The 26847-nt window shown below is 41.3% G+C and carries 24 protein-coding genes and 1 pseudogene; 17 read left to right on the forward strand and 8 right to left on the reverse strand.

Going from position 1 to position 26847, the window contains the following annotated elements; translation table 11 throughout:
- Positions 1-33: 33 nt before the first annotated feature.
- Together FQ085_RS10875 and FQ085_RS10880 are read right to left on the reverse strand one after the other, a co-directional pair.
- Positions 34-423: a hypothetical protein gene (locus tag FQ085_RS10875; protein WP_058386160.1), complete on the reverse strand. Its 390-nt coding sequence runs from the start codon at positions 421-423 to the stop codon at positions 34-36.
- Between the two features lie 255 nt (positions 424-678).
- Positions 679-2172 (reverse strand): MDR family MFS transporter, encoded by a 1494-nt coding sequence (locus tag FQ085_RS10880; protein WP_058386159.1) that lies wholly within the window; start codon positions 2170-2172, stop codon positions 679-681.
- Positions 2173-2493: 321 nt separating this feature from the next.
- Between FQ085_RS10880 and FQ085_RS10885 the strand changes: the two genes are divergently transcribed.
- From FQ085_RS10885 to FQ085_RS10920, 8 genes are all read left to right on the forward strand, one after another.
- Entirely contained in the window at positions 2494-2817 is a 324-nt protein-coding gene (locus tag FQ085_RS10885) for a DUF3870 domain-containing protein (protein WP_058386158.1), read from the forward strand.
- A 100-nt stretch (positions 2818-2917) separates the two neighbouring features.
- Positions 2918-3130 carry a hypothetical protein gene (locus FQ085_RS10890; protein ID WP_058386157.1) on the forward strand — a complete coding sequence of 71 codons (213 nt, stop codon included), beginning with the start codon at positions 2918-2920 and terminating at the stop codon, positions 3128-3130.
- Between the two features lie 283 nt (positions 3131-3413).
- A complete protein-coding gene (locus FQ085_RS10895) occupies positions 3414-4562 on the forward strand; it encodes a CaiB/BaiF CoA transferase family protein (RefSeq protein ID WP_149456598.1) in 1149 nt (382 codons plus the stop codon).
- 29 nt (positions 4563-4591) lie between these two features.
- Positions 4592-5806 (forward strand): acyl-CoA dehydrogenase family protein, encoded by a 1215-nt coding sequence (locus FQ085_RS10900; protein WP_058386155.1) that lies wholly within the window; start codon positions 4592-4594, stop codon positions 5804-5806.
- A 242-nt stretch (positions 5807-6048) separates the two neighbouring features.
- Positions 6049-6765: a PspA/IM30 family protein gene (locus FQ085_RS10905; RefSeq protein ID WP_058386154.1), complete on the forward strand. Its 717-nt coding sequence runs from the start codon at positions 6049-6051 to the stop codon at positions 6763-6765.
- Positions 6766-6811: 46 nt separating this feature from the next.
- Complete coding sequence (locus FQ085_RS10910; protein ID WP_058386153.1) at positions 6812-7840, forward strand: TFIIB-type zinc ribbon-containing protein; 1029 nt, start codon at positions 6812-6814, stop codon at positions 7838-7840.
- Entirely contained in the window at positions 7834-8619 is a 786-nt protein-coding gene (locus FQ085_RS10915) for a TPM domain-containing protein (protein WP_058386152.1), read from the forward strand. The genes FQ085_RS10910 and FQ085_RS10915 overlap by 7 nt, the downstream gene beginning before the upstream one ends.
- A gap of 33 nt (positions 8620-8652) precedes the next feature.
- Complete coding sequence (locus FQ085_RS10920) at positions 8653-9654, forward strand: SPFH domain-containing protein (RefSeq protein ID WP_058386151.1); 1002 nt, start codon at positions 8653-8655, stop codon at positions 9652-9654.
- 302 nt (positions 9655-9956) lie between these two features.
- Here the strand turns inward: FQ085_RS10920 and FQ085_RS10925 are convergent, their stop codons facing one another.
- Both FQ085_RS10925 and FQ085_RS10930 read right to left on the reverse strand, forming a co-directional pair.
- Positions 9957-11321 (reverse strand): YjiH family protein, encoded by a 1365-nt coding sequence (locus FQ085_RS10925; protein ID WP_058386150.1) that lies wholly within the window; start codon positions 11319-11321, stop codon positions 9957-9959.
- A gap of 12 nt (positions 11322-11333) precedes the next feature.
- Positions 11334-12647: a sigma 54-interacting transcriptional regulator gene (locus tag FQ085_RS10930; protein WP_058386149.1), complete on the reverse strand. Its 1314-nt coding sequence runs from the start codon at positions 12645-12647 to the stop codon at positions 11334-11336.
- Between the two features lie 322 nt (positions 12648-12969).
- Between FQ085_RS10930 and FQ085_RS10935 the strand changes: the two genes are divergently transcribed.
- Complete coding sequence (locus FQ085_RS10935; protein WP_058386148.1) at positions 12970-13470, forward strand: pyridoxamine 5'-phosphate oxidase family protein; 501 nt, start codon at positions 12970-12972, stop codon at positions 13468-13470.
- Positions 13471-13649: 179 nt separating this feature from the next.
- On the opposite strand, the gene FQ085_RS10940 is transcribed toward FQ085_RS10935, so the two are convergent.
- Positions 13650-14729, reverse strand: a complete 1080-nt coding sequence (locus FQ085_RS10940) for an S-layer homology domain-containing protein (protein WP_058386147.1) — start codon at positions 14727-14729, stop codon at positions 13650-13652.
- Between the two features lie 369 nt (positions 14730-15098).
- On the opposite strand from FQ085_RS10940, the gene gdhA reads away from it, so the two are divergent.
- The 3 genes from gdhA (at position 15099) to FQ085_RS10955 (ending at position 18128) form a co-directional block, all read left to right on the forward strand.
- Complete coding sequence (gene gdhA / locus FQ085_RS10945; protein ID WP_410477400.1) at positions 15099-16481, forward strand: NADP-specific glutamate dehydrogenase; 1383 nt, start codon at positions 15099-15101, stop codon at positions 16479-16481.
- Positions 16482-16626: 145 nt separating this feature from the next.
- Entirely contained in the window at positions 16627-17577 is a 951-nt protein-coding gene (locus FQ085_RS10950) for an Abi family protein (protein ID WP_058386145.1), read from the forward strand.
- A 20-nt stretch (positions 17578-17597) separates the two neighbouring features.
- Positions 17598-18128 carry a DUF1697 domain-containing protein gene (locus FQ085_RS10955; RefSeq protein WP_058386144.1) on the forward strand — a complete coding sequence of 177 codons (531 nt, stop codon included), beginning with the start codon at positions 17598-17600 and terminating at the stop codon, positions 18126-18128.
- A 54-nt stretch (positions 18129-18182) separates the two neighbouring features.
- On the opposite strand, the gene mug is transcribed toward FQ085_RS10955, so the two are convergent.
- Together mug and FQ085_RS10965 are read right to left on the reverse strand one after the other, a co-directional pair.
- The gene (gene mug, locus FQ085_RS10960; RefSeq protein WP_149456599.1) at positions 18183-18689 is read right to left on the reverse strand and encodes a G/U mismatch-specific DNA glycosylase; all 507 of its coding nucleotides are present in this window, start codon (positions 18687-18689) and stop codon (positions 18183-18185) included.
- Positions 18690-18704: 15 nt separating this feature from the next.
- The gene (locus tag FQ085_RS10965; protein WP_071154516.1) at positions 18705-18911 is read right to left on the reverse strand and encodes a TM2 domain-containing protein; all 207 of its coding nucleotides are present in this window, start codon (positions 18909-18911) and stop codon (positions 18705-18707) included.
- 520 nt (positions 18912-19431) lie between these two features.
- Between FQ085_RS10965 and FQ085_RS10970 the strand changes: the two genes are divergently transcribed.
- The 3 genes and pseudogenes from FQ085_RS10970 to FQ085_RS10980 form a co-directional block, all read left to right on the forward strand.
- Positions 19432-21045, forward strand: coding sequence for a glycoside hydrolase family 13 protein (locus FQ085_RS10970; RefSeq protein WP_149456600.1), 1614 nt, complete (start codon positions 19432-19434; stop codon positions 21043-21045).
- A 546-nt stretch (positions 21046-21591) separates the two neighbouring features.
- A complete protein-coding gene (locus FQ085_RS10975) occupies positions 21592-22269 on the forward strand; it encodes a protein kinase family protein (protein WP_058386140.1) in 678 nt (225 codons plus the stop codon).
- A 144-nt stretch (positions 22270-22413) separates the two neighbouring features.
- Positions 22414-22965 (forward strand): annotated as a pseudogene (locus FQ085_RS10980) (5'-methylthioadenosine/S-adenosylhomocysteine nucleosidase); the annotation flags it as partial.
- 65 nt (positions 22966-23030) lie between these two features.
- Here FQ085_RS10980 and FQ085_RS10985 read toward each other — a convergent pair.
- Positions 23031-23507, reverse strand: a complete 477-nt coding sequence (locus FQ085_RS10985; protein ID WP_058386139.1) for a BsuPI-related putative proteinase inhibitor — start codon at positions 23505-23507, stop codon at positions 23031-23033.
- 211 nt (positions 23508-23718) lie between these two features.
- Between FQ085_RS10985 and FQ085_RS10990 the strand changes: the two genes are divergently transcribed.
- On the forward strand, positions 23719-24927 hold the full coding sequence (locus FQ085_RS10990; RefSeq protein ID WP_082707498.1) for an aminotransferase-like domain-containing protein: 1209 nt from the start codon (positions 23719-23721) through the stop codon (positions 24925-24927).
- Positions 24928-25246: 319 nt separating this feature from the next.
- The gene (locus FQ085_RS10995; RefSeq protein WP_058386138.1) at positions 25247-26803 is read left to right on the forward strand and encodes a class I adenylate-forming enzyme family protein; all 1557 of its coding nucleotides are present in this window, start codon (positions 25247-25249) and stop codon (positions 26801-26803) included.
- Positions 26804-26847 lie beyond the last annotated feature (44 nt).

Genomic DNA, 26847 nt, shown 5'->3' on the forward strand with positions numbered 1-26847 from the left:
AAAACGTGCTTTTCTGCCAGGGGTTTTTGCTTTCTATTCTTTTTCTGTTAAAAAGGTAATGATTAAGAACAGCAAGAATGCGAGCAACAACAAACTGCCACCTACAATGAATAAAATCATGACCAAGGTTTCATTCCAATTAAATGGGTTGATAGTGTATAGCCACATACCCCCAGTAAGCGTGAAAGCTCCAACCATTGCGAGCACACTGTGAATCGCTACTAATTTTTTGAAACGGATGGTATAGACGCGGTAAAAGATACCCCAAGCAAAAACGGACAACCACCCGACAAGCAAGATATGGGCGTGAATTGGGCGCAGGGAATAATCCATTTCACCGGCCATTTGCGAACCAAGAAAAGTGCCAAACAATCCGAAAATAGCTGAAAAGCGTATTAAACGAAGACTCCATGTTTTTTCCAAATTAAAACCTCCAAAAGATAGTTGAGTAAATCAAGCTGTACAAAGGGTGAAGCAAGTGATTTTCTTTGTCTAGTATACCAATGATTTATCTCAAGGGTTGGAAGCTTTGTGGAAATTCACTGTTTTGTCATAGTGTGAGTAGACGAATTTTAGAATGTTCACTAGTGTAAAAAGAGCATTGTTTACTAAAAAATGGTTGTTTTGAGTTCTATTAATAGCGGTGTACTAGTTTAAGTTTCTCAGGTTGTAGCCTTTTTAATCCAACTTATCACTAAGTTTTTCTTTGCTCATCCAAAATGCTGTTAGTAAGGCCAAAGCAGCTGGAACGGTAGCCCAAAAGAAAGTGCTAGCAATAGAAGAAGACAATGCAGCAATCAATTGGTCTGACACTTCAGCTGGAATATTGGCACGTCCTTCAGGAGATAGCAATGCACGAGGATCCCCGGAAAAACTAGCCGCTCCTGCACCAAAACTATCGGTTATGTTGCGTGTGAATAGCTGGCTTTGAACAATACCAAAAACTGTGATCCCGATCGTCATCCCGAATGTACGCAAGAAACTAACAGTAGAGGTTGCGGCACCTCGCTTGCGAACTGAAAATGGATGAATGGCCGCTGACGGAATGACCGAAAACGAAGCGCCGATTCCAAGACCAACTAGGATCATAAATACGACAACCCAAATTCTTGAAGTGTCGACGGACAAAGTGGCCAGTAACGCCATGCCAGCAGTTAGTAAAGCAAGTGTTGGAATGAGGAACGAGCGATACCGGAACTTGGTCATTAAAGCTCCTCCAATAGAAGCGCTAACGACGGAACCGACCATCATTGGTAATAAGACGAATCCTGCATTTGTTGCGTCGCCGCCTTGTACGCCTTGGATGTAGAACGGAATGTAAACAGAAGCAGTAATAAAAGCGGCTCCACTAAAAATGGAAATGAGACCACTTGTTGCAAATAAACGTTCTTTGAACATGCTGAAGTCTATAACCGGTTCATCAGCACGACGCTCTGCAATGATGAAGAGAACAGTTAATCCGATGAAACTCGCAAATAAGCCGAAGCTTTGTGGGGATACCCAAGCAAATTCTTTGCCGCCAAGTTCGACTGCGAACATCAATGACACGACAGCACCGACCAACGTAAAAGCACCGAGCCAGTCAATTTTTTGATTGGAATGCTCGAGTGATTCTTTATAGAAGAATGCGACCATGGCAAAAGCGATTAAGCCAAGTGGAATATTGATGTAGAAAACCCACGTCCAGTCAATGTATTCTGTTATATAAGCACCGAGTAACGGTCCAAAGACACTCGAAATACCGAAAACCGCGCCGAACATGCCACTCATTTTGCCACGGTCTTTTAACGGCACGACATCAAACATAATGGTAAATGCAATCGGCATTAAGGCACCGCCACCGACTCCTTGAATGGCTCGGAAAATAATTAATTCATTAATCGTATCGGCTGTACCGCAAAGAACGGAACCAATCATAAAGACGATCAATCCAAAAATGAAAAATCGTTTGCGTCCATACATATCGGATAATTTACCGAAAATCGGCATGCCGGCCATCTGTGCGACCAAATATGCAGAAGTTACCCAGACGAATTTGTCGACTCCACCGAGTTCACCGACAATGGACGGTAGGGCCGTTGTGACGATCGTATTGTCCATCGCAGCTACCAAAATCGCTAGTAGCAACCCCCCGATTACGACTTTCATATTGCTTTGTTTTGCAGTATTCATAATTCCCACCTGCCATTCTTTGTAAGTTATCTTAAAAGATATTCATAGCATAGTCCTCTAAAAGTAAAAAATCTATATACAAGTACTTGAATAGAAGTAGAAGGAGAGATTTTTAAGTTTTTCATTGAAGAATTGAACGTTTGTATAAATTCATAGTTCATTTGCGTTAGGTATATGACTTTTTAGTAAAAGGACTATTCGCATGTTCTACAGAATAGAGAATAATAGAGACAATCTAGTTTCTGAAAAAAGTCTTGTGTCAGTAACAATATTGAGTTTCAATAAGTGAAACGTTCGAAATAGCAAGGGGGAGAGTTATTGATGAACACACTTTTTATCGCTGGGCATGCAAGACTTCCGGCTGGAATGGCAGCTCAAAATATGTACGAAACGTTAACCATTACTGCAGAAATTGATAAGAAATATAGCGTGATTGTCGCAGCGAGTTGTACGCTGGCCACTACTCATGGACAAGAATTTGTTCATCAGTTACTAAGAGGACATAGCCTACAAGACGGCATTGAAAAACCGCTGGCTGATATCAAAGTCCATTACTTAGGAAAAGCTGGAAATGCGTTAGCTTCTGCTTTGAAAGATTTATATAAGCATTACGAAGGCTATCAAGAAAACTCGCGTTTATTTTGAATTGTTTGGGTGCCTGGCACCAAATCAATTGACGGCGCGTGATTAGTATCGAGCACACAGGGTAAACAACAAGTAAATCTTTGGAATCGGAGTGATCACAATGGCGAGAAAAGGGACAGCAGGAAAAACTCCTGAACAACAATCGGCTCCTTCACAATCGGTAATTGATAAAGCTGTCAAGAAAACAAAAGAAGCGTTCGACAGCGACAGTGAGGCGACTAATTACGAAGACGCTACAGATGAAATGGAGAAAGCGAAAGATTATTCTAAAGAGGCGCCCCATAAACGAAATGGAGAAAACCGGACTATTTAGTTAGTCTGGAGAAAGTGGTGAATAGTCAGATTAATCACTCTTTTCGATTTACAAACCCTGTGTTCTGTATTACAGTGATACTAAGAGTCGTGTTAAAACGTTACAGCGTTTATCTCGCACGATCTGTACGATACGAAAAAAATTATGCTGCCTAGTCTGCTGAAATTTCTTTTCAGGAGTTTCATACGTAGATAAAAGCCAGTCCATTCAGACAAGCAGTTTTGCTGTTGTCTTTTTTGGCTGGCTTTTTTGCATGGCAGTTGCAGGGAAAGGAGAGGTGAACGTGGCAGGAGCATTGGCAGGCATGAAGATACTCGATTTATCACGTGTTCTGGCTGGTCCTTATTGCACGATGATTTTAGGAGATCTTGGGGCAGAAGTAATCAAAGTGGAAGCGCCCGGTGGCAGCGATGAAACCCGTAAATGGGGTCCTCCTTTTCAAAAAGGGGTCAGTGCTTATTACCTGAGCGTCAATCGCAACAAAAAAGCCATTACTGTTGATTTGAAAACGGCAGAAGGTGTCGCTACTATTAAAAATCTTGTAGCAGAAAGTGACGTGATCGTTAGTAATTTCAAGACCGGTACGATGGAACGCTTGGGACTCGGTTATGAGACATTATCACTTATTAATCCAGCTATCGTATTCTGTTCGATCACGGGTTTTGGCGAAACAGGACCTAACCGACATTTACCAGGTTATGATTTCATTATCCAAGCGATGAGCGGACTTATGAGCATAACGGGTACGAACGAGTCAGGGCCTCAAAAATCAGGAGTTGCGATTGTCGACGTACTGACTGGATTGTACGCCTGCATTGGTATACAGGCGGCAGTGCTCGAGCGCGTTCACTCAGGAAAAGGACAAAAGCTAGATATCTCTTTGTATGATACAGCGGTTAGTGCGTTGGTGAACATCGGTAGCAATTATTTAATGGACGAACACATACCGACAGCTCTAGGCAATGCGCATGCCAACATCGTTCCTTATCAGACATTCCGAACAGCTGATGGAGAAATGGTTATTGCTGTTGGCACAGATCAGCAATTTCAGGCACTGTGTACGGTTTTAGGGAAACCCCAGTACGCAGTGGACGAACGTTACGACAGCAACCCGAAACGAGTAAAGAACCGTGACAGCCTTGTGCCATTATTGCAGGAAGCTTTGTTGACACAAAAAACAGTGTATTGGCAGGCTATATGCATAAAAAATAACATCCCAGCCGGACCCATTCAGACGATAGCGGAAATGATCCATGATCCACAGCTTCAAGCACGTGATATGTTCATTGAACAAAATCATCCGACAGCTGGAAAAATTAAATTGATAGGCAGTCCGCTAAAGTTGTCGCGGACACCGGTCAAAATGGAACGTCACCCGCCAAATGTAGGAGAACATAATGAAGAGATTTTAGGGCAATATTCTATTACGTAATTCACTTTATTAGTAAGGGGAGATTGACGATGAATTTTTCGTTCACAGAAGAACAAGACATGTTGCGCAGCACGACACGAAACTTTGTCGACAAAGAAATCATGCCATTTATTGAGGACTGGGACCGAGCAGGTAAATCAGATCCGGCGATTTATGAAAAATTGGCAAAGCTCGGATTGATGGGTGTCTGTATTCCCGAAGCATACGGGGGCAGTGGCATGGATTACAATTCGCTAGCAATCGTTTGCGAAGAACTTGAACGTGGAGACACGGCTTTCCGTACTGCCGTTTCTGTCCATACGGGATTAAATAGCTTAACCATTCTTCAATGGGGAACAGAACAACAAAAGCAGCAGTACTTAATCCCACAAGCAAAAGGGGAAAAGATGGGTGCTTTTGGATTGACGGAACCAGAAGCCGGATCGGATGTTGCAGCTATGAAATCGACTGCTGTGAAACAAGGCGATCATTACGTGTTAAACGGCCAGAAAACGTGGATTTCTTTATGTGATGTGGCAGATTATTTTCTCGTCTTTGCTTACACGGGCGACCAATCACAAAAGCATGGAGCGATTTCTGCCTTTATTGTTGAACGTACGTGGCCAGGTTTTTCCTCGAAGGCAATTAAAGGAAAACACGGCATACGAGCAGGAAATACAGGAGAACTGTTTTTTGAGGATGTTAAAGTACCGAAAGAAAATTTGTTAGGGCAAGAAGGCGAAGGATTTAAAATTGCGATGTCGGCACTAGATAACGGTCGATTTACGGTTGCCGCTGGAGCAGTTGGGCAAATCATGGCCTGTCTTGAGGCAAGTGTGAGTTATTGTCACGAGCGTCAGACATTCGGTAAAGAAATCGGTAGACATCAGTTGGTTCAACAAATGATTGCTAAAATGGAAGCAGGATTCCAGATGAGCCGTTTGCTCGTTTACCGTGCAGGTGAATTAAAAAATACAGGAAAACGCAATACACGTGAAACGTCTTTAGCAAAATGGCAGGCTTGTGATTTTGCCAATCAAGCAGCGGACGATGCTTTCCAAATACACGGAGCTTATGGTTATTCCGATGAATATCCAGTCAGCCGTTATTTGCGCAATTCCAAAGCACCTGTTATTTACGAAGGAACACGAGAAATTCATACAATCATGCAAGCAGAATATGCTTTAGGTTATAAAGAAGATAAGGCGTTGTCGAAAACTTTACCTGCTTGGGAGCATCAAGCCGATCCGACAACTAGCCGCTAAGAATTTGTTTTAAAGTTGGAAGCCCCTAAGCGAATGGCAGTCAAGTTTTGCGAGGGGGTTACCGGCTTTTTTCTTTTGATCAGGTTAGTTTAGTTTTAAAAAATAGAAAAGACTGAATTCTCTTTCGTTACAGATTAAATGAGTCGATTAATGCGTTATACTAGAATGGAGAAGTTTTTTCATCGCTATAGCTACAGTGAATATTGGAAGTAAAGAAAAACTATACAAAGAGGAGAATGATGATGGAAATTTTAAAACGCTTTAAAGATATTATGACGAGTAATATTAACGCTTTACTAGACAAAGCAGAAGATCCTGAGAAAATGATTGATCAGTATTTACGTGATTTGAACAGTGATTTAGGAAAAGTGAAATCGGAAACAGCCGCAATTATGGCAGCTGAAAAACGCGAACGTCGCGAACTGTCAGAGGTTGAACAAGAGATTGACGACATGCAGCGCTATGCCGTAAAAGCTTTAGAAGCAGGCAATGAAGACGATGCGCGGAAGTTTTTGCAACGAAAAGCAGAGCTTTCTGAAAGAGTAACAGACAAAGGAACAGCCGTTGAACTCGCAGCGGCCAATACACAACAAATGCGCCAAATGCATGACAAGTTAGAGTCGGACATTGGAGAACTTGAATCTCGCCGTTCAGAGCTAAAAGGCAAAGCTGCAGTTGCAAAGACACAAAAACGCATGAACGATTTTGCTTCTTCGGTAGACGGTGCAGGCGAGCGGATTTCTGCTTTTGATAAAATGGAGCAGAAGATCAACCAAGAACTTGACGAAGCTATTGCTATGACCGAACTCAACAAAGGATCGGAAACAGATATTAAAGATTTAGCTTCGAAATACGATGGCGACACATCTGTCGACGATGAATTGGAATCGCTAAAAGCAGGCATTAATGTAGACGATGAACTAGAAGCATTGAAAAGTCAGTTGGGCAAAAATGAATGATATGTGCAGTGTAAGAAGTTCCTTTAAGTTGAAAGGGGCGTAAAAGATGGTCATTCAGTATAAATGTCCGAACTGTGGTTCAGACATGGCGTTTGATAGTGAGTCAGGGCACCTGTCTTGTCCGAACTGTGGCAGACAGGACAACATTGAGACGTTTCCTGAAACCAATATCTTACGAAAATTTGATCCACAAGAAGCGAAAGAATATCACTGTGAAAACTGCGGCGCCGTTATTTTGACCGAAGCACAAACTACTGCGACACATTGCAGTTTTTGCGGAGCACCCGTGTTACTTGCAGACAGGTTAACAGGTGAATTGGCTCCGGCCAAAGTAATTCCTTTTACGATTAGCAAAGATGAAGCTGTCGCTGCATTTCGAAAATGGACGAATAATGGGCGATTGACACCAAGAGGTTTTACCAGTGGTGACCGCATTAAAAAAATGACCGGTATGTATGTGCCGTTCTGGCTGTACGACATTGATGGCACAGCGGATGTAGCGGCGCTTGCGACTAGAGTGCATAGCTATACGTCGGGCGATACGATCTACACAGAGACTGATTTTTATGACGTTCGTAGAGAAATAGATCTTAGCTATTTAAAAGTTCCAGCAGATGCCTCGGAAAAAATGGACGACGAATTGATGGATAAGCTGGAACCTTATAATTACGAAGAATTGAAAGATTTCAAGATGCCTTATTTGGCAGGCTTTCTTGCTGAAAAATACGATTATGACGAAGAAGCGCTGTACTCACGGATCGAGTCGAAGATCGTTCCTTATATCGATTCGTATATAGGCAGCACCATTTCAGGCTATTCGACTGTCAGCTATACCCATAAGCAAATTCTGACGAATAAGAAAAACGTCTACTATACGTTGTTTCCTGTGTGGATGGTTTATTATGATTTCGACAATAAGGAACATACTTTTGCGATGAACGGTCAAACCGGTAAGGTAGTCGGTAAACCGCCAATTAGTGGATTTAAAGTTGCAGCTTGGTTTACCGGTATTGCGGCTTCCGTTTTTGCAGTAATGAAAGTGGTTGCGTTCGCTGTAGGAGGTGTTCTATGGTGAAGGCTTTTCAAAGTACATGGCTTAAAACTCTTTGCTTATTGCTAATACTGATGACTATAACTGGAGTCACTGCATTTGCTGCAGTGGATCAACATGTTTACGATAACGCTAATTTGCTTAGTGAATCAGAAATCGCAGAATTAGAAACTGTTGCAACAAAATACAGCGATGAGCAAGATACAGACTTCCTGTTCTTAACTTTGGCAGATGAAAAATCGTTGTCGATTATGGAGGACATGGGTGATTTTTATGATGCATGGTCTGTAGAAAACAATCAAAAAAATGCGGTGCTGCTGACGATGAACATTGCCACGCGCGATGTTTACTTAGCGGGCTTTGGTACGGCAGAAACATCACTAGATAACAAGCGGGTCGATTTGGTACTAGATCGAATTGTTCCCGAAATGCAAAACGGCGACTATGCAGATGCTTTTCAGGAGACCGTCACTACATCAAGCCGCTATATGGAATATCGACCAGGTGTCAATCCGGAAAACATTCTTCTTAAAAGCTGGTTTCAGCTGCTAATTGCGCTGTTACTGGCGACAGGTGTTGTCGGATTCATGTTATACAATTCTGGTGGACGTGTAACAACGACTGCTAGTACTTATTTTGATGGGGATCATACAAAAGTGACCGGCACGCGTGACCAATTTCGCAACAAAACCGTTTCCCGCCGTAAAGTTCCGAAGGCTAACAGTGGAAGCGGCGGAGGCTTTGGTGGGGGCGGAAGTACGGGAGGCGGCGCTTCTTTCAGTGGAGGCGGTCGTAAATTTTAAAAACAGATGATAGAAAAGGAGGAGAAAAGAAGAATGGGTTTTTTTGGCAACCAATTTTCGGATGTAGTGGAATGGGAAGAATTCAGGGAAGATCAGATTTTCTGGAAGTGGACGAATAATGAAGTGAAAAAAGGGAGTAAGTTAATTATTCGTCCAGGTCAGGATGCCGTCTTTATGAATAATGGCAAAATCGAAGGGATTTTTGAAGAGGAAGGCGAGTACGATATCGAATCACAAATCGTGCCATTTTTGTCGACCTTAAAAGGCTTTCGTTTTGGCTTTAATAGCGGTATGCGTGTAGAGGTATTGTTCGTCAATACAAAAGAATTTACGGTTCGATGGGGGACGCAAAATCCAATTAATATCCCATCCCCACAGTTGCCAGGCGGTATGCCAATTCGTGCAAATGGAACGTTCCAGTTTACAGTAAGCGATTATATCGGCTTGATCGATAAAATTGCAGGCGTTCGAGATAGCTACATCGTTGACGATGTGAAAATCCGGATTACGGCGATTTTGGATCAACTTTTGATGAGATGGATAAGTAAAGAAGGCAAGGACATGTTCAATTTGCAAGCCAATGCGCATGAAATTGGACAAGGCATTCAAGACGATTTGAATATGCAATTGATGGAAGATGGCTTAAAAGTGACAGGCTTCCAAGTGATGAGCTTTAATTATCCGAAGGAAATTCAGGATATGATTAACAAAAGCGCATCACACGGAATGGTCGGGGATGTCGCCAAATACCAACAGATTTCAGTGGCCGATGCCATGGGCAAGTCATCTGGATCCAATGCAGCCTCTGACATGGCAGGCATGATGATGGGAATGAACATTGCCAAAGAAATGATGGACGGTCAGAAAGAACAAGAGTCCGGAAAGCAGCAAAACACAGCGGGTACAGGTTCTATGGATTCAGCAACACAACCAGGTGCTAACGATAAGCCAGCACCAAAATTCTGTCCGAACTGCGGTCAGAAAAACGAAGGGGCCAAGTTCTGTCCGAATTGCGGGCAAAAGCTAGTTTCATAAACAAAAAACCGACATTGGGGTGAAAGATCCTAGTGTCGGTTTTATGTTAGGTAGAAATGTAATTTCATCTTAATAACTGAATAGTCTGCTAATTACTTTGACTTTCGATAAAAAGAGAGTATGCTAAAGGGAAAAGGAGGAGGAGTTCTAATGGAAGCTACCTTTGGTTTTGTGCCCATGCTCATCCTTTCCATCATTGTCATTGTGCTCATCTTGTCTTATTTCTTCTTTCATCATTGGGCAAAGTGAGTAAAAAAGCGCTACTCCTAGGAATGTACATTTCTAGGAGTAGCGCTTTTTTATTAAACAAACAAATGACCGAACAACACAAGAATTGGTAAAGTGATGATGGTACGTAATACGAAAATTACAGCCAGTTCCCAGAATTTCACTGGAATGTTCGAACGTAAAATCAAAATGCCGATTTCAGACATATAGATGATTTGCGTTAACGAAACACCAGCTAGCACAAAGCGAGTCAATTCACTCTCGATACCTGCACCTAGTACAGCAGGCAAGAACATATCTGCGAATCCAACTAAGAACGTAGGAGCGGCTTCGGCGGCTTCGGGTAAGCCGAATAAAGTCAGTACGGGAATCAGTGGATAAGAAATGATTTTGAATAATGGTGTGTATTCTGCGACAATCAATGCCACAGTACCAAGAGCAATAACGAGTGGGATTAGCGCTAGCCATATATCCAGTACCGTCTCAATGCCGATTTGTGCAAGTTTTTTCGGGCTTGCCGCGCTGCTTGCTTTACGACGAGCTTCGTCAAAACCCCATTGTAAAAGCGGTGCACCTTCAGGAATGGTATCGTCAATTTGTTTGCCAACTGGCGCATAATAGTCGTCTTTTTTACGAGACAAAGGTGGGATGCGCGGCATAATGATGGCAGCTACTAAACAAGCAACCGATACAGCTAGGTAAAAAGGAAAGAACAAATGTCCGATGCCGACGACATTGGCAACTACTAAACTAAACGCCACAGAAGCGATTGAAAACGTAGTGGCAATGACCGAAGCTTCACGTCCGGTATAATTGCCTTCATCGTATTGCTTCATTGTTACCAAAACTCCAACAGGTGCAGCGCCCATCCATGATGCCATCGCATCGATTGAGGAACGGCCAGGCAAGGTGAAGACAGGACGCATGAATTTGTTGAGCAAGGTACCGACAAATTCCATTAAGCCAAATTCAACTAGTAACGGCAATAAAATTCCAGCAAACAAAAACCAAGTGAGTAGGACAGGGGCTAAGTCATAAAGCACAACGCCTCCCGTAGCTCTTGAAGAAATGATTTCAGGGCCAATTTCATAAAAAGTCATAAAGCCAAATGCAAAAGCAAGAACACGAACGATTAAACCAAATGGTCCATTAATAAAAGTAGTGCGCAAAAAAGGTGAATTTTGAACGAAAGCAGGTTTTGTAATCGTTGCAAGTACGCTAGCAAGTGCGGAAAAACCAAGTAAAAAAACAATAAATGCAGGAATTACATCACCGAATGTTGTTAAGAGGAAAGATGCCAAAATACCGACACCAATCGTGATTTCATCGTTGTAAGAGATGGGGCATAAGAATAATAGCGCACCTATACTAGAAGGAATTAAGAATTTCCATGTGTCGACAGATTCAATTTTCTTTTTTTCGCTTTGAAGCAATGTCATATAATTTCCCCCTTAAGTGATGTTTGTGTATTTTTTTAGTTTACGAACAACCGACGGCTGGCTAATGCCGAGAATATGAGCCATTTCAGTCGTTGTTCTGTAGCGTTTTTGTGCATTGAGTAACACTTTCTTTTCGACAGATTCTAAAATATGTGGAAGCGTCTGGCCATCAAGTTCAAAGCCGATGCGTTCACTGGAATCTGGCTGATAAGTAATCGGGAGGTCATCGAGCGTAATCAGTGCAGATTCACTTTCGATAAAGCTGCGTTCTAGTACATTGCGCAACTCTCGGAAATTGCCTTTCCAAGAAAGTTGTAGCGCATGAAAGTAGAAGTCATCAGAAATCGTTTTTTGATTTTTGTAGTTGATATTGAGTTCTTCAAGAACGCGATGGATAGACTGATCTAAATCATCTGGACGTTCTCTTAGCGCTTTTAATTCAATCGAAGCTAAATGCAAAAAGTAAAATAAGTCTTCACGGAAGTTCCCTGCAATGACGGCCTCTTCAATTGAAACCGTGCTGATGGCAATTATGCGTGCCTCGTGTGGCTGCTGCAAAACGTTAAACAGTATGGCCTGAGAAGCAGCTGAGAGCTGTTCCACTTCATTGAGCACAAGCGTGCCTCGAGCAGCCAAGTTTATGTAGCCTTCTCCGTCAAGTCCGGTAAAACTGATTTCAAACACCGATTCGGGGATAGCGCTGCAATGGACTTCGATAAATGCTTCTTCACGTCGATCGCTTTGTGCATGGATAAACTTAGCTAACGATGTTTTACCGGTGCCAGGTTCACCGTAAATAACAACCGGAACTTCAAGTTGCGCCATTTTGATAGCTGTTTGGAGTGCACGTTTAGAAGAAGGACTTTCCATGATACAACCTTCAACATGAAGCTGTTGGTTTCGTAGGTGAGCCAGTTCCCTTTTTACCTTGGACATTTCCGATTCCAGATTCTCTAAATATTCCTTCATAACCATCAACTGTGACATATCGTAAGAATAACTGACGACAAACTCTACATCGCCATTATCATTAAAAAGTGGAATACCAGTGATCAAGACCTTTTTCCCAGAAGGTGTATTTTGGCGCAAAACAACTTTTTTCTTTTGCTTTAAAACGAGTGGCGTAATGGCAGGAGAGAAGATTCCAGCTGCTTCTAAATCATAGACCGATTTTCCAAGTAGTTCATCAGCAGATACTCCATAGTGCTCACCACTGCAGGTAGAAGCTTTGATAATACGACCTTCTCGTGTAGTAACAATAATGTCTTCATCATAAGTGTTGATAATTTCTTCGTTCGTATTGGGAAGCAGAAATAAAGTATTCATGACTGTCCTCCTTTATTCATTCTTGTATAGACTATACATTATTGAATAATTAAATTACAAGAGAAAAATAAAATATTTTTAAATAGTTTTAGTTAGTTATTGATTTTATAAGAGATAACCATATTGGTGTTGATAGTTTGACGAAACAAGTGTGAGGAATTCTTATAAGTTAATGAGTATTTTTATAAATTCATTTTTAGTTTTTCTACATACTAGAATACTTACGAAAAAGGCAATGACGTTTAGAGAACCGAATACAGGGAAATCTAGAAGTATAACCATCTAACTTTAATTCAACTTAAATGTAGGAGGAATAAATAATATGGTAAACGACACAACAAACGATCTACAGGCCATCAAAACAGTTAATGACTTGATTAAGGACATTAAGGTAGCGATGTTCACAACCATTTCTACTGATAACAAAATCATTTCACGTCCTATGCAAACACAGGAAGTAGAATTTGATGGTAATTTGTGGTTCCTCACAATGAAAGATACGGAAAAATACGATGAAATCATTAGCAATCCAACCATCAATTTAGCCTATGCCGGGAAATCTTATGTATCTATTAGCGGAACTGCTGAGTTTATTGAAGATGCAGCGAAGAAAAAGGAATACTGGAATCCGATTTTTGATAAGATGCTCGATACTACTTATGACGATCCGAATGTCGTGTTGATTCGCGTTGATGCTGATTCAGCTGAGTATTGGGACTCTGGCAATACGGTAAAGTCCGTTAAAACGTTTGTGAAGAAATTGACCAATAAGGACACAGAAAAAGACCGTAAAGAAATAAACGATACAGTGGATTTTAAATAAGAAAACATACAGCTATAAAAAAGCTCGCAGACAACTAGTTGTCTGCGAGCTTTTATGACTTTAAAGAACTTCTGTTTTTAGCGTAGGCTCTTCTTTAGCGAGATTGTCGTTTTTCCGTCCTGAGCTCCGTGCAATTAATCGACACAAAGCGAGCAGTTGGCTTTTTCAATGTCCGATTTTCATTCAATCGCAATCAATTCTTTTGTTACGGTGCCGTCCAAGTCCACCGATTTTACTTCTCCAAAACCTTCCACCATATAGTAGATATGACCTTTTTCCAAAAGCTCAGAATTAGCCGCAACGGTCACTTCTACAGCGTTGGTAAACATTCGGTAAGGTGTTTTGACTGTAACTCCGATATTGGTAACTTCGCGTGGAGCCGCGTACATCGTGTTCATATACCAATTTTGTCCGATTTTAACAGGATACTCAAGCTCGGTATAGGACTCTGAATAAGGCATGCCAAATGTATAGTGAGTGGAGGTCTCGAATTCCACTGAATCTGTTAAGAGCAAGTTGTCTTTTGTGTTAATGCTCCAAACATAACCCAACGCTAACCCATTTCGGGCAGGCACATAATTGTAAACGTGACGTTCGACACCAAATTCTGTATCGTACACATAGGTTTTTGTTTTGTCTCTTAAATAAGACTGTTTGATCGTTGCGTCATTTTTAAACTTCGGTTCGAGCCCCCGTGCCAAAAATGCAGCAAATTGGCCACGCGTGACCGTATCGTTTGGACGGAATGTATTATCTGGGTAACCGATGGTAATGTTGGCTGCTAGTATTTTTTGTACAGGTTCGTATACCCTCATATTACGTGAAACGTCGGTAAAACTAATATCTGTCCGGAACGGTACAATAAACAATCGAGATAGAATAAACGCCATTTCGGCACGTGTGAGGGTGTTGTTCGGACCGTAGCTGCCGTCTGGATAACCTTTGACCAACTTCGCTTCTGTAGCTGCTGCAATGTAACCACTGGCTTTGTGGGAAGAAGGGACGTCTGAAAATCCTGTATGCCGTTGTGTACGATCAAATCCTTTCAAGCGACCCATCATAATAACAGCTTCTGCACGTGTTACGCCTGTATCGGGACGCATCGTACCATCAGGGTACCCACTTAAAACATCACGATCTACTAAGTAACTGATTTCTTCATAAAACAAATGAGACGTCGCTAAATCGGAAGCAGCTTGAGCAGGAATTGCTAAGGAAAGCATTAAAACTAAACAAGTACCTATTGATAATTTCTTCAACACGCTCACTCCTTTTGTGCGTATTCACCGACTCATGCATCAAAAGTGGTCATCATCCGGAGCAACACAGCTTTGTTTAAGGTATACCCGTTTTGCTGAATACTATTAAAAATCCCTTTTAAAAAACAAGAACTTCACAGGAAATAATTTTTATTTTCAAAAATAATTTTAAAATAGAAACGTCGAATTAATGCGAATGATAGCGTTTTCTTTTTTGGACTTGATCGATAAGAAGCTAATTAATGGGCTACTATAGTGAAATATTGATTTGCGCTAGCTTAAAACTGTTTGTATAATGAAAGGAAAATATTAAAAATAGCGAATAATTATACAGTTAGTTGCTGTTTTTAAAAAGGAGATTGAATGCAATTGACATTTATACGGCAGGAAAATCCGATTAAGCAGCAATCATCTTATGAATATATACAAAGTATACATAAAAAAGTTCGAGATCGAAATCCAGGAGAATCCGAATTTTTACAAGCAACTTGGGAAGTATTCGATACGCTGCAGCCGGTCTTCGAACAACATCCTGAATATGTTGAACAAGGAATTCTTGAACGCATTTCAGAGCCAGAACGGTTTATCGCGTTTCGTGTGACCTGGGAAGATGATGCTGGAAATGTCCATGTTAATCGTGGGTACCGTGTCCAGTTTAATAGTACTCTCGGACCGTACAAAGGCGGTTTGCGTTTTCATCCTTCTTTAACCGCAAGCGTCGTGAAGTTTCTTGGATTTGAACAAATTTTCAAAAATGCATTGACTGGGTTACCAATCGGCGGCGGTAAAGGGGGCTCTGACTTTGATCCGAAAGGAAAAACAGATCGTGAAATTATGCGTTTTTGTCAAAGCTTTATGACAGAACTTACACGCCACATCGGACCTGATATTGATGTTCCAGCTGGAGATATTGGCGTCGGAAAAAGAGAAATCGGGTATATGTTTGGACAATACAAGCGCCTTCGGAATGCCTCAGAAGCGGGTGTCTTTACTGGAAAAAATCCAGGGAATGGCGGTAGCTTAATTCGTAAAGAAGCAACGGGTTATGGAACGGTGTATTTTGTTGAAGAAATGTTAAAAGATCAGGGACATTCATTTAAAGGCAGTAAAGTCATCGTGTCCGGTTCTGGAAATGTTTCAATTTACGCGATGGAAAAAGCAATCGAATTTGGTGCGACCGTTATTGCCTGCAGTGACTCAGAAGGTTATATTTACGATCCTGATGGCATTAATGTTGAAACGGTTAAGCAGTTAAAAGAAGTGGAAAGAAAAAGAATTTACCATTACTTGGAGCATCATTCAAATGCTCAATATGGCAAAGACAAGTCAGAAATTTGGAAAATCCCATGTGATATTGCTTTACCATGTGCCACGCAAAATGAAATTGATCGAGAAAGTGCCCAGGTGATGGTCGAAAACTCAGTGAAGGCTGTAGGAGAAGGTGCTAACATGCCGTGTACAGAAGAAGCAGTTCGTGTGCTGACGCATAACAAAGTGTTATTTGCACCGGCTAAGGCCGCTAATGCAGGTGGAGTTGCGGTGTCTGCTATGGAAATGTCTCAAAACAGCATGCGTTATTCCTGGTCGGCTGAAGAAGTTGATGAAAAACTGTTACAGGTAATGAAAAGTATTTATCAAACGTGCACAGAGACAGCAGCGCAATACGGTTCGCCAGGCAACTTGATTGTCGGAGCTAACATCGCGGGCTTTAAAAAAGTAGCAGATGCTATGGTTAGCCACGGATTAAATTAAACATGAGTAAGCAGAACGAACAACAAACGGCTATTCCTAACGTAGAAATTTGGGGAATAGCTGTTTTTTTATTTGGAAGGTATTTATAGATGTGGCCGCTTCACTTATAGTTAGGCATAAGAACAATACGCAAAGGATGAGACATATGAAAGATTTTGCTACACACGGCGAGCAGTTGAAAATTCTTGAGGAACGAGGCTTGGACGTATCTGATCAAGCAGCTGCGAAACGAATTTTGTCTCGTGAAAATTATTACGCATTGGTTGATGGCTATAAAGAACCGTTTTTGGAGCATGATGAGCGACTCAATCCATACGGTCTTGAACGTTACAAAGAAGGTACAAAATTTAGTCATCTTCAAGCACTGCACAGTTTTGATCGGAATTTACGGTTGCTGTTGCTAAACGAACTGTTGAAGTTTGAAAAAAATATAAAATCAAAAGTGGCATATCGTTTTTCAGAGAAGTTTAGAGAGAAAGAAAGTTTTCTTAACCCTGTCAATTATAGTCACGACAGCCAGCATCATCACGAGCGTGACCGCATTATTTCAACACTCGCCAATCTAATCAAAAGTCATAAAAAGCGAGACAAAGTAAGGTATCCAGCCATCCGTGAATTTTATGACAAGCACAAAAATGTACCGCTATGGGTGCTCGTCAATTTCTTGTCACTTGGACAAACCACACATTTTTACACAGTAATTGACGAAAAACTACGTGACCAAATTGCAGCTGATTTTGCCAATGAATACAGTGAAGAATACCGAGCAATCCATTTAGAGGCAAACGAATTAGATGCTATTTTGCGTATTGTTTTTCCGTATCGCAATAAATCTGCACATGAAGAAGTACTCTACCGCTTCCGCCTTCCGCATCCTGTAGAACTAGGTGCTCTCGAAGAAAGACTGGCCATGTCAAAAGGCAGTTTGAGTGGAGCGACCGTTTTTTCTGTGAGTCGCCTATTAAAACTAGTACTCTCACAAGCTGATTACGGCCAGTTTTCTACAGAATTAAATCGATTGATTGAGACGCTTGAAAAATCGATTCAAGAGCACGCATTTATAAAAATTATGAAAGATACCGGTTTTCATGAGTAGCATGTGAGGAGAGGAATGCGGTGTTATATGTGGCATTACTACGAGGAATCAATGTGGGTGGCAAGAACAAAATAGAGATGAAGCTGTTAAAGCAAGCTTTTGAAGAACTAGGCATGTCATCGGTTGTGACCTATATCAATTCAGGCAATATCATTTTTGCCAATCCTACTCATTCCGAAGAACAACTGGCAGAACGATTAGAGGAAACAATCTATAGCCATTTCAATTTGCGAATCCATCTATTGATTTACAGTGCAGAAGCGTTCCGGAAAATTGCGCAAGCCATTCCGGAACAGTGGACAAACGATTCACAGATGAAAAGTGATGTCTTGTTTCTATGGCAGGATGTTGATCATGAAGCAGTGCTAGACAGACTGACAATCCATAAGGAAGTTGACCGCGTCTTTTACGTTCCGGGGGCCATTCTTTGGTCGGTTAATAAAGACAAAGTTTCAACTAGTGGAATGGTCAAGGTTGCAGGAACGACCCTTTATCGCCATGTCACTGTTCGCAACGTCAACACGGTCCGAAAAATTTTAATGCTGTTATAGAAAATGGAGCACGAATAAAACGACCCTCCTCTTGTCATAAGAGAAAGGTCGTTTTTATGTGTAGGTATTCAAGCCACTGTATATTTCGACAATGTCTTTCATCTTTAGACGGACGAGTCCGCTCGAAGATGGTGCTACATATTCGACAATGCCCGGAATGACCGGTTCTTTTTGAGCACCCCACGAAACGGCTTTTCTTTGGCTAAACTGCTGGTAGACACCTTTGCCGACAAAGCAGACAACTTTTGGTTGCAGCTGTTTAATTTTTGCTGCTAGTAAGCTAGCCCCTTGTGCATATTCTTCTTTTGAAATCTCTGCCGCTTCTTTGGTCGGTCGTGCCACAATATTTGTTAAACCATAGCCGAGAGCCAGCAGCTTACTGTTTTCTTCAGGTAGGTATTTCCGCGGTGTCAAGCCAGCTTCGAAAAGAATCTTCCAAAATCGGTTATTCGGACTGGCGTAGTGAAAGCCGGTTTCAGAAGATCGAATGCTCGGATTAAACCCGACGAACAAAATCTTCAACTCTTTTTTTATATGGTCAGGAATCGGTTCTAAGTGCAAACGAGATATCCTCCTTTAAGATCTACCGTGTTTCTCTTGAAAGTTTTCTTCAGATTGCAGAAGATATAGAATGCCTTCAATAATCCCGATTACTGCAGGGATACCTGTCCAAAAGAATAACAGATAAAGGATTCCCATGCCCGGCTTCCCAAGATAAAATTTATGTGCCCCAAAGTCGCCAAGGAAAATAGCGAGTAATGCGGCCGCTAATTTGTTTTTCATTCGTAATCATCCTTTCCAGATACTTTACTATTCCCGAATTACGAGAAGTTAAAAGCGATGTCAGTAATAATGTCCTTATTTTAGCTAAAGGAATTTTTGTTCTAATCAAATACAGTGAGAAAGAAATAACATTCAACTATGGATTCTGATCAATCATTAACTTAAAAGAGCGAAAGTCTGGTCACAAATCAGCTATATCGTTAAATGATAACGGGTTCATTCAATTAATAGAGAAAAAATAGCGGAATCTAAGTTTTGATATGACCACAGCGGTTATATTAAGAAGATATTTAAAGGAAAGAAGGTGAGCGCACGAGACAATATCTATGAAACGTTCGGTTTACTGCCTTGGTAATTTTTTGCGAATTCTGCTACACTATCAACTTATAATTAATTTTTCTAGAAAAATGTTGCTGGACGATGGAATAGAAAAAAGTTGAGATAGGCGTTTGGACATCTTCAGATTAGGTCAAGGCCGATTGATGGGGAGAATGACCAAGGTCTTTGTGAGGGATCAGTTATGAACAGAAAATGGTGGAAAGAAGCAGTTGCGTATCAAGTGTATCCGAGAAGTTTTCAGGATTCAACTGGAGACGGAGTAGGTGATATCAACGGCGTAACCAGCAAGCTAGATTATTTGAAAGACCTTGGGATTGATGTGATTTGGATTTGTCCGATGTATAAATCACCCAACGATGACAATGGCTATGACATAAGCGACTATCAGGAAATTATGGATGAGTTTGGGACGATGGCGGATTTTGATCGCTTGCTTGAAGAAGTACACGCACGAGGCATGAAACTTATTATTGATTTGGTGATCAATCATACAAGCGATGAGCATCCGTGGTTTATGGAATCACGTTCATCAACAGATAATGACAAACGTGATTGGTATATTTGGAGCGATGAGCCAACCAACTGGGAAAGTATTTTCGGTGGTAGTGCTTGGGAATACGATCAAGCAACTAAGCAGTATTATTTGCATTTGTTCTCTAAAAAACAGCCGGACTTGAACTGGGAAAACCCAGAAGTGCGACAAGCTTTGTACGATATGATCAATTGGTGGTTAGACAAAGGCATTGATGGTTTCCGTGTAGATGCAATTAGCCACATCAAAAAAGACGTGAGCGACGTTGAAGACCCCCAACAAAATTTGTATGTACCGGCTTGGGAGAAAATGATGAATGTCAAAGGCATTCAACCGCTGCTTGCGGAACTGCGTGATGAGACGTTTGCGAAACGTGACATTATGACAGTTGGCGAAGCGAACGGGGTCCAGGCAAGCGATATTAACGAGTGGATTTCAGAGGACGATGGGAAATTCAATATGGTATTTCAATTTGAAAGCATGGGGCTATGGGATACGGATTCAACAACCGGTATCGACGTGCCTAAGTTAAAAGAAGTATTGACCAAATGGCAAAAAGCGGTGGAAGGCCAAGGTTGGAATGCGCTTTTCGTTGAAAATCACGACAAGCCGCGAATTGTCTCTTCTTGGGGCAATGACCAACAGTACTGGCGGGAAAGTGCCACGGCTATTGCCTGCATGTATTTTTTCATGCAAGGCACCCCGTTTATCTATCAAGGTCAGGAAATTGGCATGACCAACGCGCCCTTTGAAGAGCTTGCACATTACAACGATATACAAACACATAATTTGTATCATAATAATCGTTCGGAAGGCATGGAGCACGATGCGGTGATGACCATCATCAAAGCACAAAGTCGTGATCATTCACGAACGCCGATGCAATGGGATGCCAGTCCGAACGCGGGGTTCTCAAGCGGAGAACCTTGGCTGCGCGTCAATCCGAATTATGAGAAAATTAATGTAGCAGCACAGCTTCGCGATCCACATTCGGTTCTGTGGTTTTACCGGAAGATGATTTGGTTACGTAAGCAGCAAGATGTGCTCGTTTACGGAAATTACGAGTTGCAGGACGTCGGTCATGAATCAATTTACGCTTATACACGTACAAATAAAAACAAGACAATATTGGTTATCACTAATTTAACCGAGTATTCTTGTTACTGGGACGAACCGGAAACAGCACATTGCTTGTTGCATAATTATCAGCAATGCGACCCAAAACAATTATTACCTTTTGAAGCACGCGTTTACGAATTGTGAAGCTAAAGCCATGCCCTCAAGTGATTTACTTGAGGGCATGGCTTTTTTATTTGATCCAATCGGTCATTTTGCAAACAACCAGTTGGATTACGCAAACAACGGGTGAGATCGTGCAAAAAAACTGCGATATTCCGCAAACAACGAGCCTATTTACGCAAACAAGCTTCACAAAAAACCATATCCTTAAGTAATCAAGGTTTATTCAAATAAATCCCTTTAAAGTCAAGGAGACTTATACAAATCCTCTACTTAAACAGAAAAAAACCACCTTGCCCGAGGGCAAGATGGTTTTGATAGTTTGCGGCGTTTCAAGCCACGTTCCACAACGTGTTCCTAAAAGGAATGCTTGTCCGTCTTATGCAAACGAGCTCATCGCGTAGTTAATACTAGTCGATAATCTACAAACTGTCAATATTTTAGCGGGAAATAGTACTTGTTTTCTTCGTGTTTATGCATATTTACAAAACAGGACCTTGGCATTTGAATCATGTGTCAAGTCCAGATTATTATTACAGTAAGGATATTTTAATATGAAGGAGAGTTGATATGAAGCAATCTTGGCAAGAGTTAGCAGAATTACTGACAGCAGTTAAAGTCGTAGCCCATCCGAATAACGAACCCGTCAGTATTGACGGAAATGTGGATGGATTTCGCTGCATCGGAGTAGGAACGGATGCGGCAGTATTTCAATTTTTAGAGGCACCAGAATATGCCTTCAAAATATACGCAAAAGACAAAAAGGATAAACTTGAAGCTGAGGCAAAGGTTTACGCACAAATCGGGTTGTCTCCTTATTTCTCCAGTTGCTATGGAGTGACCAATCGATTGTTAGTGATTAAATATGAAGAAGGAGTAACTTTATTTGATTGTCTTTTGCAAGGAATTCATGTCCCGGATCAAGTTATACAAGATGTTGAAGCGGCAAGGGAATACATCCGTCAAATCGGGTTAAATCCACGAGATATTCACTTGAAAAATATTTTATTACAAAACGGTCGAGCGAAGCTGCTTGACGTTTCTGAGTATATAAAGCCGGGCAATGATTTCAGATGGGAGCACTTGAAAAAAGCATATGAAGAGTATTACGCGATTATTGACGGCAGACCGATGCCGTTCTGGCTGCTGGATACGATTAGGAAATGGTATCATCACTGGAACCGCTACGCCTCTTCTTTTGATGAATTTATGCAAACGGTATTAAAGCAAATGAATTATTGGAAATAAGTGTGTTTCTAACGAGCGGAATTTGTGTAAAAAATGAAAACGATGAAAACGTGCTTTCTTACACCATATTTGGCTATCGCTCTCCGGGTGTGTGGCGTAAAATATTTTTGATCCCGAAGAACCTAATTAATTTTTTGTGGAAAAGCTATCATTAACCAAGGAACATCAGGGGGGCATGATCCTGCACTTAATGTTTTCGACATTGTTTTGGGCGAGCGAACAGTGAATATCGGTTCTATGAAAACTGGAGACCGTGCTGAAGGTGAAGGCATCGAAGCAACTGAATAGAAACCGATGGACGTTATGGCTTCTGAAGGAAGCGCTGGGGAAGATCCAAATGCTGAAAAAGCACGTTATTACGAAGGTGACACAGAACTATTGGCCGCAACTAACCGAGTGAAAGATAGCTACACGCAAGGCAAAGTGGTTGAAGGAACAATTGGTTCAGCTGACGTATGGAATAACGAAGTTGATCGCATTCATTGGTTTCATGAAAACTATGGCACGTCAGTCGAAGAAATGGAATCCGCATCGTCCGCTATGATTTCAAAGGCGTACGATGTACCGTTTTTGGCAATCCGTATTTTGTCGAATAACAAAACAAATGAGGGTGCATATAACCCCGAAACAGCTGCAGCGAACCAAGAATATGTTTACAAATTTGTGCAAGAGTATATTGCTGCGTTAGAAAAATAGCATAAAATAGAAAAAGCATTCCCACCAACTCAATACGGTGTGAATGCTTTTTCTATAACCGATTCTTATTTTACAACGTAGTCCATGGTCACTTCATACATTTTTCCTTGTTTCGGCGTTAACCAAGCAGCCAGTTTATATGTTCCGGGTTCAAGCTCAAGTGCGGGAATTTCAAAATCATAACTTAGCTCATCCCCTTGATTTATCGTTTCTTCGCCTAAAGCTTGTAGGTACAAACTGACTGATGAAAAGAGGAAAGCTACTTCTCCACTGTCATTTGTTAACGAAAAATCAAAGCGCTGGCTACTGGTGAATTCAAAAAGCTGTGCTTTTTCTGTTTGATTGACCAAAGTGTAACGATAGGTATTGTCGTTAACTTGCTCGATAGTAGGTTCTACCTTTTCTGCTGCTTCACCGTTAGTATCGATTTCTTCAGTTGCCGGATCTTTTTCTGTATCGTTACTCTCTCTCGTTCCGCAAGCTGTTAACACGAAAACAGCAAACAGAATCAGAAAGGCGCCCAACCAAATCATTTTTTTCATGGTGGATTCCTCCTAATGGGTTTAAAGACAAGTAAATCGCTTTAGCATAAGAACGTTAAAGTGCTGGAAAAGTTACAATTTTCCGGTATAAATACATCGAATACAAAGAGGATTTCCACGACGTTCTACACATTAGGTGTTGCACACTGTAGAATAAGCATTAAGAGATTTTATATTATGCCATTAGCTACACGAAAGGAGAACAATCTACGTGAAAACAGCTTTCCATTTTTCAAAAGATATTGAAATGGCTTTTAAAAATGATCCGCCTGGCCAGTGGCTTTCTACTTTACCTCCAGGATGCTTGCGTCTGAGTTCGGGTTATCCGGACCCTGTATTGGTTCCATCAAAAGAAATAAAATTAGCGGTAACGCGCTTGTTAGAAGAGGAAGGGGATTTGCCACTTCATTATATGGGCAGTCCACGAATACCGCAGTTAAAGAAATTTCTTCAAAAACGAATGGCACAGCGCGGAGTTGAATTAGCATTTAATGAGCTGCTCATCACTTCGGGTGCTTGTCAGGCCATTGATTTGATTGCTCGCGTACTACTAGATAATGAAGCTGTCGTGGCTATTGAATCACCAAGTTATATGGAAGCTTTGGAAATATTCCAGAATTATACACCGCATTACATGACCATTCCAATTGATGAGAACGGATTGCAGACAGAGCTGTTTGCGGACATGTTGAAAGACCGAAAAGAAAAAGGACAACCGTTGCCGCGTTTGCTCTATACCATCCCGACTTATCAAAATCCGACCGGTACGACTTTGTCGCTTGAGCGTCGTCAACACTTGCTCGAACTTGCGGAACAATACGATTTTGTCATTTTAGAAGATGATGCTTATGGGGAGCTTGGCTTTCAAGACGTGCCGCATTTACTAAAAGCGATGGATCCCACTAACCGTGTACTTTACGTAGGTTCATTATCGAAAGTGGTAGCACCGGGTATGCGAATTGGTTGGGTAGTTGCCGATAAGCTACTAATCGAACCATTAAGCTGGTTTAAGAAAGATCTTGATCATCCATTCGATCAAGCAACAATGGCTTCTTTCCTAGAAGTTACTGATTTTGATCAGCACCTCCACGCTTTAACAAACGTCTACGCATCTAAATGTCAGACCATGTTGTTAGCGCTAGAAAAGTTTTTGCCATCTGAAGTCTCGTGGTTCGTGCCGAAAGGCGGCTATTTCGTTTGGGTTAAAGTTCCAGGTGTTGATACGTCAAAAATTCTTGCGGAAGCATTTGACGCGGGAGTTTCTTTTGTGCCGGGTAAATACTTTTTCTTAGAGCAGCAAGAAGGTCTTGAGTATATGCGCTTATCATTTAGCTATGCTACTGAAGAAGAAATTGTCAAAGGCGTGGAATTACTAGGACAAGTAATTGGCAAAAATATAGTAGTAGCTGAAAACCACTAGTACCTCTCAACAGCGTAATATTCCACCATAAATTAAGTATATTCATCTACTAACTCGATTAATTACATGATATATCGTGTGAAAATACGCCACACCGTGCACATCTATACAAAGATGGAGCACGGTTTTATTGTTTGACGTCGTTGTTAGCCTTAGCTCTGTATAAATCAAATTGACTATGTTTTCAGAATACTGTAAAGTTAAATAGACTATTTAAGGACGTATGGAAATTTCTAATGAGTATGAAGATACTAGAAATCTTCAATATAGGAGGAACGACTATAAGCATAATAAGTCGATTACACGAGGAGGAATTCAAATGAATATTACAACATCACTCAGACAAAATGCGAAACGCTTTTCAGATAAGATGGCCATTACGTGCGAAGGAAGATCCTATACGTACCAAGAGCTTAATGAAGAAGTAAATAGATTAGCCAATGGACTGTTGGAAACCGGGTTGCAAAAAGGCGATAAAGTATCGTTGTTTATGAAAAATTCCGATTATTACGTCCTGGCTTTTTTTGCTGTGCTAAAAGCCGGCGGTGTTGCTGTACCTGTGAACTACCAGCTAAGTTCAGATGAAAGTGGCTATATTTTCGGTCAATCTGATAGTAGATTTATCTTTTGTGATGCGGAATTTGAACTTGTCGTAGCTGAAGAAAAAGCACAAGCAAGCTCACTTCAGCAAATTATCGTTCATCCTGCACCTGACAATAACGATTATCTTAGCTGGGAAAGCGTGGTAAGCGAAAATGCATTAGAACCTTCCGTTGAAGTATTCAGTACCGATGACGCCGAAATTCTGTATACGTCTGGTACTACCGGAAAACCAAAAGGCGCGTTGTTTGATCATCAGCGTCTCGCTAATGTCAGTGCTTCTTTTGTTTTTGGAGTGGAGTTAAAAGCTGAAGATCGGATTCTTCATGCTGTTCCGCTTTTCCATTCGGTTCAATTAAATCTATATTTAGTGACCGGCATTTTACTAGGGACCTCTAATGTTATTGTTCGCGACTTCGAGCCAGTCAAAGCCATTCAAGCAATCAATGAATTCCAAGTTTCTGTTTTCTTTGGTTTACCGGATATGTACAGTGCATTGCTGCAAATGCCAGATGCAGATACAGTTGATGTATCTTCTGTCACCAAATGCATGTATGGTGCAGATCCAATCGAAGCGGATCTAGTCAAGCAAGCAATGACCTTTTTTGGACACCAACAATTTTACAATCTATGCCTATTAACGGAAGGTGGTCCTGGAGGCGTCTTTTTATTGCCAGCTCAGCATGAATACAAAGTAGGCTCTGGTGGAAAGCCGATGTACTTCACAGAAGTACGAGTAGTTGACGAAGAGTTTCGGGATGTTCAGCCTGGAACTATTGGAGAGTTTGTCATAAAAGGTGCGACCGTCATGAAAGAATATTTCAAAAAACCGCAGGAAACAGAAGAAGCTTTTCAAAATGGCTGGTTATTAACAGGAGATTTAGCAACAATTGATGAAGACGGATTTATCTCACTTGTCGATCGTAAAGCAGATCGAATCATTTCAGCCGGAGAAAATATCTATTCGATTGAAGTAGAGCAGGTTATTAACAGCCATCCGCAAGTGGCTGAAGCTGCAACGGTTGGTTTGCCGGAAGAAGAGTGGGGCGAGATCGTAGGCGTGGTTATCGTACCTAAACAAGGAGAAACTATTGATGAAGAGAAATTAATGGATTATTTTTTAGAGCATCTTCCGGGATACAAAATTCCACGCAAATACAGAATCGCGGATTCACTGCCACGCAGTGGAGCTGGGAAAATTGTGAAGTATAAATTGCGTGAATTGCATATTAGCGAATTTGAATGGTTCCGTAAAATTCCAGAGAGTCGTTATTAGGTTTTGGCAACACAAAAATGCCTCGCAGCAAGTTAAGCTGCTAG

The organism is Planococcus sp. ANT_H30 (assembly GCF_008369335.1).
Classification (GTDB): domain Bacteria; phylum Bacillota; class Bacilli; order Bacillales_A; family Planococcaceae; genus Planococcus; species Planococcus kocurii.

What these genes read in the sequence shown, in the direction of transcription:
- FQ085_RS10915 (WP_058386152.1), top strand. Translation starts at nt 7,834, where the DNA reads ATGGTGAAGGCTTTTCAAAGTACATGGCTTAAAACTCTTTGCTTATTG.
- FQ085_RS10910 (WP_058386153.1), top strand. Translation starts at nt 6,812, where the DNA reads ATGGTCATTCAGTATAAATGTCCGAACTGTGGTTCAGACATGGCGTTT.
- FQ085_RS10965 (WP_071154516.1), bottom strand. Translation starts at nt 18,911, where the DNA reads ATGAAAAACAAATTAGCGGCCGCATTACTCGCTATTTTCCTTGGCGAC.
- FQ085_RS10975 (WP_058386140.1), top strand. Translation starts at nt 21,592, where the DNA reads ATGAAGCAATCTTGGCAAGAGTTAGCAGAATTACTGACAGCAGTTAAA.
- FQ085_RS10985 (WP_058386139.1), bottom strand. Translation starts at nt 23,507, where the DNA reads ATGAAAAAAATGATTTGGTTGGGCGCCTTTCTGATTCTGTTTGCTGTT.
- FQ085_RS10900 (WP_058386155.1), top strand. Translation starts at nt 4,592, where the DNA reads ATGAATTTTTCGTTCACAGAAGAACAAGACATGTTGCGCAGCACGACA.
- FQ085_RS10920 (WP_058386151.1), top strand. Translation starts at nt 8,653, where the DNA reads ATGGGTTTTTTTGGCAACCAATTTTCGGATGTAGTGGAATGGGAAGAA.
- FQ085_RS10995 (WP_058386138.1), top strand. Translation starts at nt 25,247, where the DNA reads ATGAATATTACAACATCACTCAGACAAAATGCGAAACGCTTTTCAGAT.
- FQ085_RS10905 (WP_058386154.1), top strand. Translation starts at nt 6,049, where the DNA reads ATGGAAATTTTAAAACGCTTTAAAGATATTATGACGAGTAATATTAAC.
- FQ085_RS10880 (WP_058386159.1), bottom strand. Translation starts at nt 2,172, where the DNA reads ATGAATACTGCAAAACAAAGCAATATGAAAGTCGTAATCGGGGGGTTG.
- FQ085_RS10890 (WP_058386157.1), top strand. Translation starts at nt 2,918, where the DNA reads ATGGCGAGAAAAGGGACAGCAGGAAAAACTCCTGAACAACAATCGGCT.
- FQ085_RS10930 (WP_058386149.1), bottom strand. Translation starts at nt 12,647, where the DNA reads ATGAATACTTTATTTCTGCTTCCCAATACGAACGAAGAAATTATCAAC.
- FQ085_RS10935 (WP_058386148.1), top strand. Translation starts at nt 12,970, where the DNA reads ATGGTAAACGACACAACAAACGATCTACAGGCCATCAAAACAGTTAAT.
- FQ085_RS10925 (WP_058386150.1), bottom strand. Translation starts at nt 11,321, where the DNA reads ATGACATTGCTTCAAAGCGAAAAAAAGAAAATTGAATCTGTCGACACA.
- FQ085_RS10970 (WP_149456600.1), top strand. Translation starts at nt 19,432, where the DNA reads ATGAACAGAAAATGGTGGAAAGAAGCAGTTGCGTATCAAGTGTATCCG.
- FQ085_RS10885 (WP_058386158.1), top strand. Translation starts at nt 2,494, where the DNA reads ATGAACACACTTTTTATCGCTGGGCATGCAAGACTTCCGGCTGGAATG.
- FQ085_RS10950 (WP_058386145.1), top strand. Translation starts at nt 16,627, where the DNA reads ATGAAAGATTTTGCTACACACGGCGAGCAGTTGAAAATTCTTGAGGAA.